At 72.6% G+C, this 8,196-nt stretch carries 9 protein-coding genes; 5 read left to right on the forward strand and 4 right to left on the reverse strand.

Annotated elements, in window-relative coordinates; all coding sequences use genetic code 11:
• The first annotated feature begins 77 nt into the window (after positions 1 to 77).
• Positions 78 to 1,313: an MFS transporter gene (locus GKQ77_RS22245; RefSeq protein WP_219690698.1), complete on the forward strand. Its 1,236-nt coding sequence runs from the start codon at positions 78 to 80 to the stop codon at positions 1,311 to 1,313.
• A 3-nt stretch (positions 1,314 to 1,316) separates the two neighbouring features.
• On the opposite strand, the gene GKQ77_RS22250 is transcribed toward GKQ77_RS22245, so the two are convergent.
• Positions 1,317 to 2,549 (reverse strand): ROK family protein, encoded by a 1,233-nt coding sequence (locus GKQ77_RS22250; RefSeq protein ID WP_219690699.1) that lies wholly within the window; start codon positions 2,547 to 2,549, stop codon positions 1,317 to 1,319.
• 123 nt (positions 2,550 to 2,672) lie between these two features.
• Here GKQ77_RS22250 and GKQ77_RS22255 point away from each other — a divergent pair, with 123 nt between their 5' ends.
• Together GKQ77_RS22255 and GKQ77_RS22260 are read left to right on the forward strand one after the other, a co-directional pair.
• Complete coding sequence (locus tag GKQ77_RS22255) at positions 2,673 to 3,980, forward strand: MFS transporter (RefSeq protein WP_219690700.1); 1,308 nt, start codon at positions 2,673 to 2,675, stop codon at positions 3,978 to 3,980.
• A 51-nt stretch (positions 3,981 to 4,031) separates the two neighbouring features.
• Positions 4,032 to 4,775, forward strand: a complete 744-nt coding sequence (locus tag GKQ77_RS22260) for a maleylpyruvate isomerase family mycothiol-dependent enzyme (RefSeq protein WP_219690701.1) — start codon at positions 4,032 to 4,034, stop codon at positions 4,773 to 4,775.
• A 1-nt stretch (position 4,776) separates the two neighbouring features.
• Here the strand turns inward: GKQ77_RS22260 and GKQ77_RS22265 are convergent, their stop codons facing one another.
• Positions 4,777 to 5,202, reverse strand: a complete 426-nt coding sequence (locus tag GKQ77_RS22265) for a MarR family winged helix-turn-helix transcriptional regulator (RefSeq protein ID WP_219690702.1) — start codon at positions 5,200 to 5,202, stop codon at positions 4,777 to 4,779.
• 88 nt (positions 5,203 to 5,290) lie between these two features.
• Between GKQ77_RS22265 and GKQ77_RS22270 the strand changes: the two genes are divergently transcribed.
• Both GKQ77_RS22270 and GKQ77_RS22275 read left to right on the forward strand, forming a co-directional pair.
• The gene (locus GKQ77_RS22270) at positions 5,291 to 6,787 is read left to right on the forward strand and encodes an MFS transporter (protein ID WP_219690703.1); all 1,497 of its coding nucleotides are present in this window, start codon (positions 5,291 to 5,293) and stop codon (positions 6,785 to 6,787) included.
• 75 nt (positions 6,788 to 6,862) lie between these two features.
• Positions 6,863 to 7,168, forward strand: a complete 306-nt coding sequence (locus GKQ77_RS22275) for a DUF6332 family protein (RefSeq protein ID WP_219690704.1) — start codon at positions 6,863 to 6,865, stop codon at positions 7,166 to 7,168.
• Here GKQ77_RS22275 and GKQ77_RS22280 read toward each other — a convergent pair.
• Positions 7,129 to 7,794: a response regulator transcription factor gene (locus tag GKQ77_RS22280; protein ID WP_219690705.1), complete on the reverse strand. Its 666-nt coding sequence runs from the start codon at positions 7,792 to 7,794 to the stop codon at positions 7,129 to 7,131. The genes GKQ77_RS22275 and GKQ77_RS22280 overlap by 40 nt on opposite strands.
• Positions 7,791 to 8,196 (reverse strand): sensor histidine kinase (locus GKQ77_RS22285; RefSeq protein ID WP_308117749.1); only part of this gene is annotated, 406 nt, incomplete at its 5' end. The genes GKQ77_RS22285 and GKQ77_RS22280, both read right to left, overlap by 4 nt.

Below are 8,196 nucleotides of genomic sequence, written 5' to 3' on the forward strand. Positions count from 1 at the left end.
TTGCCGCGTCCCTCCATGCCTCGCCATGCCCTTGTTTTGTACTGACCTATCTAAAACAACGACAGGAGCACACCGCCATGCCCCGCGCCGTATACGTACTGGCCCTTGGCATCTTCGCCATGGTGACCAGCGAATTCGTGGTCGCAGGCCTGATGCCGCAGATGGCCGAGGGACTGGATGCCACGATCCCCGAGATCGGCTATCTCATCACCGCCTTCGCCGCCGCGATGGCCCTCGGTGGCCCCTTTCTGACGGTCGCGCTGCTGAAGATGCGTCAGAAGTCCGCGCTGATCCTGCTGTTCGGCATCTTCCTCGTCGGCAATGTGCTCGCCGCCCTCGCGCCCGACTACCGCACCATGCTGGTGGCCCGCGTGCTCACCGGCATCGCGTCACAGGCCTTCTTCGGCGTCTCCATCTCCCTGGCCTCCCGCATCACCCGGCCCGAAGTGCGCGGCCGCGCCGTCGCCGTGGCGCTCAACGGGCTGATGCTGGGCACCCTGCTCGGGCTGCCGCTCTCCACCGTCATCGGTGAACACCTGGGCTGGCGCGCCGCGTTCTGGGCCATCACCGCCCTGACCGTGCTCGCCGCCCTGGCCACGCTCGCCGGGGTGCCGGGTGCCGACGGCGCATCGGAGGAGGGCGGCGGCCTGCGCGAGGAACTGGGCGCCTTCCGCGATCCGCGGCTGTGGCTCACCCTCACCACAAGCACCTTCGTCATCGGCGCCACCTTCTCCGCCTTCAGCTACCTCAACCCGATCCTCACCGAGATCACCGGCTTCTCCACCGGAACGGTTCCGCTGCTGCTCATCGCGTACGGCGCGGCCACCGTCGTCGGCAACACGGTCGTCGGGCGGCTCGCCGACCGCCGCGCCCTCCCCGTGCTCGTCGTGGGCCTCGTGCTGAATCTGGCCTTCCTCGTCGGGTTCGCGCTCCTCGCCCAACTGGCCGTCCCCGCCGTCGTGTTGATGATGGGCATCGGCCTGGTCGGCGTCACCATGAACCCGGCGCTCGTCACCCGCGTCCAGCGCACCGGCAACGCGCGGCCGCTGGTGAACACGGTCCACTCCTCGTTCATCACGCTCGGCATCATCATCGCCACGTCCGTCGGTGGCTCCGCCATCGACGCCTTCGGCCTGCGGGCGCCGCTGTGGATCGGCGCGGGTCTCGCGGCGCTCGGGCTCGGCACACTCCTGCCGGACGTACTGCGCCGCCGCACCGAAGCGCGTACAGCCACAGCCGCGGCCGCAGCCGTGGTCGTGGCTCCGGCAGCGGAGGCGGCGGAGGCGGCGGCGAGGGCCACCGCCTCCAGGTAGGAGTCAGGTCAGCGCGCGCAGGGGGTCGTCGAGCACCGGCTGCCAGGCCAGCTCGGCGGCCCCCACCAGGCTGTTGTGGTCCAGTGTGCAGGCGAGGATCGGCACGCTGCCGCTGCGCCCCCACAGACTCCGGTCCGCGACGACGGCCCGAAGCCGCTCGGGGTCCGCCTCCAGGAGGGCGCGGTGCAGGCCGCCGAGGATGATCCGGTCCGGGTTGAGGATGTTGACGAGGCCCGCCAGACCGAGCCCGAGCCGGTCGATCAGCGCCTCGGCGGCCGCGCGCACGGACGGGTCGTCATACGCGTCGCGGAGCAGACTGCGGGCCTGCACGAGCAGCCCCTCGGGGCCGGGCTCACGGCCCGACTCCGTCAGGAAGGCGAGGGGGTCAGTCTCCACGTCCAGGCAGCCCCGGCTCCCGCAGTGGCACGGCCGCCCCTCCGGGTTCACGGTGAGGTGGCCGACCTCCAGGGCGAGGCCCGAACTCCCGGTGTGCAGGCGGCCGTCGAGGACGAGCGCGCCGCCGACGCCCCGGTGCCCGGTCGCCACGCACAGCAGGTCCCGGGCGCCTCGGCCCGCGCCGTGGCGGTGCTCGGCGAGCGCGGCGAGGTTCACGTCGTTGCCGGCGAAGGCCGGTCCCTCGATGCCCGCGGCCCGCACGCACTCGGTGAAGATCTCGCGGACCTGCGCGCCCGCGGGCCACGCCAGGTGCAGCGGGTTGAGGGCGGTGCCCTCCGGCTCGGCCACCGCGGACGGCACCGCGAGGCCCGCCCCCACACAGCGCCTGCCGGTCTCCCGCAGCAGCCGCGCGCCCGCGTCGACCACGGAGCCGAGGACCTGCGCGGGGTCGGCGTCGATGGTCTCGCAGCCGGGCGCGGTCGCGACCGCGCGCCCCCCGAGCCCGACGAGCGCGGCCCGGAAACCGTCGGCGTGCACCTGCGCCGCCAGCACGACGGGCCCCTCGTCCGCGACGGAGAGGCGGTGCGAGGGCCTGCCCTGCGAACCCGCCGCCGCGCTCGGCCTCGCGTCGATGCGGATCAGACCGAGCGCTTCCAGCTCGGCGGCGACAGCGCCCGCCGTGGCACGCGTGACACCCAGCTCGGACGTGAGCACGGCACGGGTGGGGGCGCGCCCGGTGTGCACCAGTTCGAGCGCGGGGCCCAGCGCGCCGCGCCCTCGCTCCAGGCGGGTACGCGTGGTCACTTCCCCCTCGGCACGGGGGTCAGCCTTGCCGTTCATGAGGGCGAGTCTCCCATGATCCGTACGCGGCCTCGCCGTTCGCGCGCCTCATAGCCCCCTGACGCCTCACCGCTCCCCGAAACCGTCTTGTCCGCAGCCGGTGCGCACCCCTACCCTGACTTTGTGCCGCTACTAAACAAACTCGGGACCGCAGCGCCGCGGCCCACCGCCCCCGACCTCCGCCGCCTGCGGGTGGCCCTCACCGTCTTCTTCGCCCTCGACGGCTTCGTCTTCGCCGGATGGGTCGTCCGCATCCCCGCCATCAAGGAGCGCACCGGAGCATCGGCGAGCCAGCTCGGGCTCGCCCTGCTCGCCGTCTCCGCCGGTGCGGTCGTCACGATGACCCTGACCGGACAGCTGTGCAGGCGCTACGGCAGCCTGCCCGTGACGGTCGCCTGCGGGGTGCTGCTCCCGCTGAGCGTGGCGCTGCCGCCGCTCACGGATTCGGTCCTGGTGCTCTCGCTCGTCCTGCTGGTCTTCGGAGCCGCGTACGGCGGTATCAGCGTCGCGATGAACAGCGCCGCCGTCGACCTGGTGAGCGCGCTGCGGCGGCCCGTGATGCCCAGCTTCCACGCGGCCTTCAGCCTGGGCGGCATGCTCGGCGCGGGCCTCGGCGGCCTGGTCGCGGGGCACCTCTCCCCCACTCCGCATCTGCTCGGCATCACCGTCCTCGGCCTCGCGGTCACCGCGGTGACGGCGCCCGCGCTGCTGCGGCGCGGCGCGGCGGACCTCCTGCGGGCGCACGCCCCGGCCCGGCCGGAAGGCCCCGCCGACCGGGCGGGCCGGGGCATGGACCGCCGCACCCGCGGCCTCGTCCTCGTCTTCGGGCTCATCGCGCTGTGCACGGCGTACGGCGAGGGCGCCATCGCGGACTGGGGCCCACTGCACCTGGAGCAGGATCTGCACGCGCACCCGGGCGTCGCCGCCGCGGCCTACTCCTGCTTCGCCTTCGCCATGACCATCGGCCGCCTCTCGGGCACCACGCTCCTGGAACGGCTCGGCCGGACCCGTACGGTGGTCGGCGGTGGCGCGACGGCGTGCGCCGGAATGCTGCTCGGGGCGCTCGCCCCCTCCACGGCCCTCGCCCTCGTCGGCTTCGCCGTCACCGGGCTCGGCCTCGCCAACATCTTCCCCGTGGCGGTCGAACGCGCGGGCGCGCTCGCCGGTCCGAGCGGTGTCGCCGCCGCGTCGACGCTCGGCTACGGCGGCATGCTCGTCGGGCCGCCCCTCATCGGGTTCATGGCGGACTGGTACTCGCTGCCCACGGCCCTGACGAGCGTGGCCGTGCTGGCCGGGGTCGCCGCGTGCATCGGCTTCGCGACCCGGCGGACGGAGCGCGTGGAGCGTACGGAGTCCAAGGATCGTACGGAGCGTATGGACGCGCAGCACACAGCGCATCCGAACCGCAAGGAATCCACGGAAACGGTCTGACATATTCCGGAGGCTTCCGTTCGAGTGCGCTCCGTCCGACACAATCCCCGCATGGACATTTCCCGACACATTCAAGTTGTCAGCGAGGAAGGGCAGTTGCTGGCCCGGGCCGCCGAGGAGGCCGGGCCCGACGCCAAGGTGCCCACCTGTCCGGACTGGGAGGTGCGTGACCTGCTGAAGCACACGGGGATGGTGCATCGCTGGGCCGCGGCGTTCATCGCGGAGCGGCGCACCGAGTTCCGGCTCGGCGGGCAGCTGCCGGATCTGGACGGCGCGGCGCTCCTCGACTGGTTCCGCGAGGGGCACGCCACGCTGGTCGACACGCTCACCTCCACCCCGCCCGACGTCGAGTGCTGGGCGTTCCTGCCCGCCCCTTCGCCGCTGGCCTTCTGGGCGCGGCGACAGGCGAACGAGACGACCGTCCACCGGGTGGACGCCGAGTCCGCGCGCGGCGGCACCCCGTCGCCGGTGGGCGTCGACTTCGCCGTGGACGGGATCGAGGAGCTGCTGCTCGGCTTCCACGCCCGCGAGAAGAGCCAGGTGCGCAGCGAGGTGCCCCGGGTGCTGCGGGTGCGGGCCACGGACGCGGGCGCCGAGTGGAGTTGGACCGTGCGCCTGTCGGACGGTCCGCCGGTCGCGGAGCGCGGGGTGACGGCTCCCGCCGACTGCGAGGTGTCCGGGCAGGCGGCGCGGCTCTATCTGGCGCTGTGGAACCGGCTGCCGTTCCCCGAGGTGAGCGGGGACCGTTCGCTCGCGGCGCTGTGGCGGCACAAGTCCGCCATCGTCATGCGGTAAGTCAGGGCCGGCCGCCGCACGCGGGGCCATCGGCGCCCTCGGCGAGCATCCGCTTGAGGACCGCCCGCTGCAGGGGCCGCACCTCGCGGTGGAGTTCGCGCCCCTTTGCGGTCAGGGAGACTCGTACGCCTCGCCGGTCCTCGCTGCACATGCCGCGCTCCACGAGTCCGTCCTTGTCCAGGCGGCCGATGAGGCGGGAGAGGGCGCTCTGGCTCAGATGGACCTGGGCCGAGATCTCCTGCACGCGGAACGTGCAGCCGCCGTCGTCCGAGGACCCCTCGGCCAGCACGTCGAGGACTTCGAAGTCGCTCGCCCCGAGGCCGTACGGATGCAGTTCACGGTCGAGTTCGCACAGGGTGCGCGCATGCACCGCGAGAATGCCACGCCATTGATCCACGAGCCCTTGCTCGGCCGTTTCCACCGCCATGACATCGCACGGTAGCAGAGAACGCCTCATTGTTGCATCGGAATTAAATGCACTTGCACTCAATGCATGCGCATGTATCTTACTGCGCATGACTTCTCCGCTCACGGCTGTCTCCGCGTCCCCGGAGCGCTGGACCCCGCGTCTGTGGGGCACGCTGCTGGTGCTCTGTGCCGCGATGTTCCTCGACGCCCTCGACGTATCGATGGTGGGCGTCGCCCTGCCCTCCATCGGCTCCGAACTGAACCTCTCCACCTCGACCCTCCAGTGGGTCGTCAGCGGCTACATCCTCGGCTACGGAGGACTGCTGCTCCTCGGCGGACGCGCCGCCGACCTGCTCGGCCGCCGCCGGGTCTTCCTCATCGCGCTCGGCGTCTTCGCGCTCGCCTCGCTGCTCGGCGGCTTCGTCGACTCGGGCCCGCTGCTGATCGCGAGCCGCTTCATCAAGGGCCTGAGCGCCGCGTTCACCGCGCCCGCGGGCCTGTCCATCATCACCACCACGTTCGCCGAGGGCCCGGTCCGCAACCGCGCCCTCACCATCTACACCACCTGCGCCGCCACCGGCTTCTCCATGGGCCTGGTCCTCTCCGGACTGCTCACCGAGGCCAGCTGGCGCCTGACGATGCTGCTCCCCGCGCCCATCGCGCTGCTCGCGCTGATCGCGGGCGTCAAGCTGATCCCGCGCAGCGCCCGCGAGAAGAACAAGGGCGGCTACGACGTGCCCGGCGCCGTCACCGGCACGGCCGCGATGCTGCTCCTCGTCTTCACCGTCGTGGAAGCCCCCGAGGTCGGCTGGGCGTCGGCCCGCACACTCCTGTCGTTCCTCGCCGCGGCGGTTCTGCTCGCCGTCTTCGTACGCATCGAACTGCGCACCGCGAGCCCGCTCGTCCGGCTCGGCGTGCTGCGCTCGGGGCCCCAACTGCGGGCGCAGCTGGGCGCGATGACGTTCTTCGGCGGCTATGTGTCCTTCCAGTTCCTCGCCACCCAGTACTTCCAGTCGCTGCTCGGCTGGTCCGCGCTGGAGACCGCGCTCGCCTTCCTGCCCGCGGGCGCGCTGGTCGCCCTGTCGTCGACGAAGGTCGGCTCGGTGATCGACCGGTTCGGCACGCCCCGCGTGATCGTCGCCGGGTTCGTGCTGCTCGTCGCCTCGTACGTGCTGTTCCTGCGGATCAGCCTCACTCCCGCGTACGCGGCCGTGGTGCTGCCGTCGATGATCCTGCTCGGCCTCGCGTGCGCCCTGGTCTTCCCCTCGCTCAACATCCAGGCCACCAACGGCGTGGACGACGACGAGCAGGGCATGGTCTCCGGGCTGCTCAACACCTCGATCCAGGTGGGCGGCGCGATCTTCCTCGCGATCGTCACGGCCGTGGTCACCGCCTCGTCCCACGCGGACGACTCCTCGCCGCAGGCCGTCCTCGACAGCTTCCGGCCGGGCCTGATCGTGGTGACCGTCATCGCGGTGGCCGGGCTCCTCATCACCCTCACCGGGCTGCGGACACGGCGTACGCCGGAGTCGGTCGTCGTCACCAAGTCGGTGCCGGTGCCGGTGGAGGAGGCCGACCGGGAGCCCGTGGCCGTCCGCGACTGAGCCTCCCACGGAGGTGAGCCGGGTGCCCGGCGGCGGCCCTTGCCCGCCGGGCACCCGGCTGTGACACTTTCCGTCATGGCAGCAACGGGGTATTCGGGGCGGCGTTCGGCCGCCGAGCGGGACGCGATCACCATCGAGATCGGGTACGCGCTCGTCAGCGGGGCGGTCGTCGCCCTCGCCTTCATCGGCGTGGTGATCGCCGGTCCGCTCCTGGCATTCGACCCGCCGCCCGCCGTCGTGGGCGTGCTCAAGGTGGCGGGGGTGGCGCTGGCCTCGGTGGCGTTCGCCGTGCGGGTGGCCACCGTGCTGTGGAAGTTCCACAGCCGGAGCGCGCACCCCGCTCAGCCCAGCCAGCCGGGACGGACCAGGCCCGACTCGTAGGCGAGGACGACCAGTTGGGCGCGGTCGCGGGCGCCCAGCTTCACCATCGTGCGGCTCACGTGCGTCTTGGCGGTGAGCGGGCTGACGACAAGGCGGCGGGCGATCTCCTCGTTCGAGAGGCCGATGCCGACCAGCGCCATGACCTCCCGCTCCCGCTCGGTCAGTGCGGCGAGGGCGTCGGCCGCCGCGGGCTCCTTGGAGCGGGCCGCGAACTCGGCGATGAGCCGCCGGGTCACCCCGGGTGAGAGCAGCGCGTCGCCCTCCACCACGGCCCGCACCGCGCGCAGCAGTTCATCGGGCTCGGTGTCCTTGACGAGGAAACCGGAGGCTCCGGAGCGGATCGCCTCGAAGACGTACTCGTCGAGTTCGAAGGTGGTGAGCATGACCACCTTCACGCCGTCCAGACCCGGCTCGCCGGTGATCCGGCGGGTGGCGGCGAGACCGTCGAGCAGCGGCATGCGGATGTCCATCAGGACGACGTCGGGGCGTACTTCGCGCACCCCGCGCACCGCTTGTTCGCCGTCCGCGGCCTCGCCGACGACGGCGATGTCGGGCTGTGCGTCCAGGAGCGCCTTGAAGCCCGCCCTGACCAGGGACTGGTCGTCGGCGAGCAGTACGCGGATCACTGGTCCTCCCGGGGTGCCGTGCGGGCCTCGCCGCCCCGGCCCGTCCTCAGAGGCAGTACGGCGGTCACGCGGAAGCCGCCGCCCGGGCGCGGGCCCGCCTCGATCGTGCCACCCAGCGCCGCGGCGCGCTCCCGCATCCCGGCAAGTCCGTTGCCGCTGCCGCCCGCGTCGGCACCGGTGGCGGGCCCGTCGTCGTCGACGCGCAGGGTCAGCGCCGCCTTCTCGTGGCGCACCAGCACGCGGGCATGGCGGGAGCCCGAGTGCCGTACGACGTTCGTCAGTGCCTCCTGGAGGATGCGGAACGCGGCGAGGTCCGCGCCCGGCGGAAGCTTCCCGGGGGTGCCTCCCTTCGCCAGAGCGCCTTCCGTGGTGACGGCGACGGTCAGCCCCGCGCTCCCGGCC

This window comes from Streptomyces anatolicus (genome assembly GCF_019400875.1).
GTDB classification, from domain to species: domain Bacteria; phylum Actinomycetota; class Actinomycetes; order Streptomycetales; family Streptomycetaceae; genus Streptomyces; species Streptomyces anatolicus.

Excerpts from the sequence above, each read along its gene's own strand:
- GKQ77_RS22245 (WP_219690698.1), top strand. The coding sequence starts at position 78 with ATGCCCCGCGCCGTATACGTACTGGCCCTTGGCATCTTCGCCATGGTG.
- GKQ77_RS22250 (WP_219690699.1), bottom strand. The coding sequence starts at position 2,549 with ATGAACGGCAAGGCTGACCCCCGTGCCGAGGGGGAAGTGACCACGCGT.
- GKQ77_RS22260 (WP_219690701.1), top strand. The coding sequence starts at position 4,032 with ATGGACATTTCCCGACACATTCAAGTTGTCAGCGAGGAAGGGCAGTTG.
- GKQ77_RS22265 (WP_219690702.1), bottom strand. The coding sequence starts at position 5,202 with ATGGCGGTGGAAACGGCCGAGCAAGGGCTCGTGGATCAATGGCGTGGC.
- GKQ77_RS22270 (WP_219690703.1), top strand. The coding sequence starts at position 5,291 with ATGACTTCTCCGCTCACGGCTGTCTCCGCGTCCCCGGAGCGCTGGACC.
- GKQ77_RS22275 (WP_219690704.1), top strand. The coding sequence starts at position 6,863 with ATGGCAGCAACGGGGTATTCGGGGCGGCGTTCGGCCGCCGAGCGGGAC.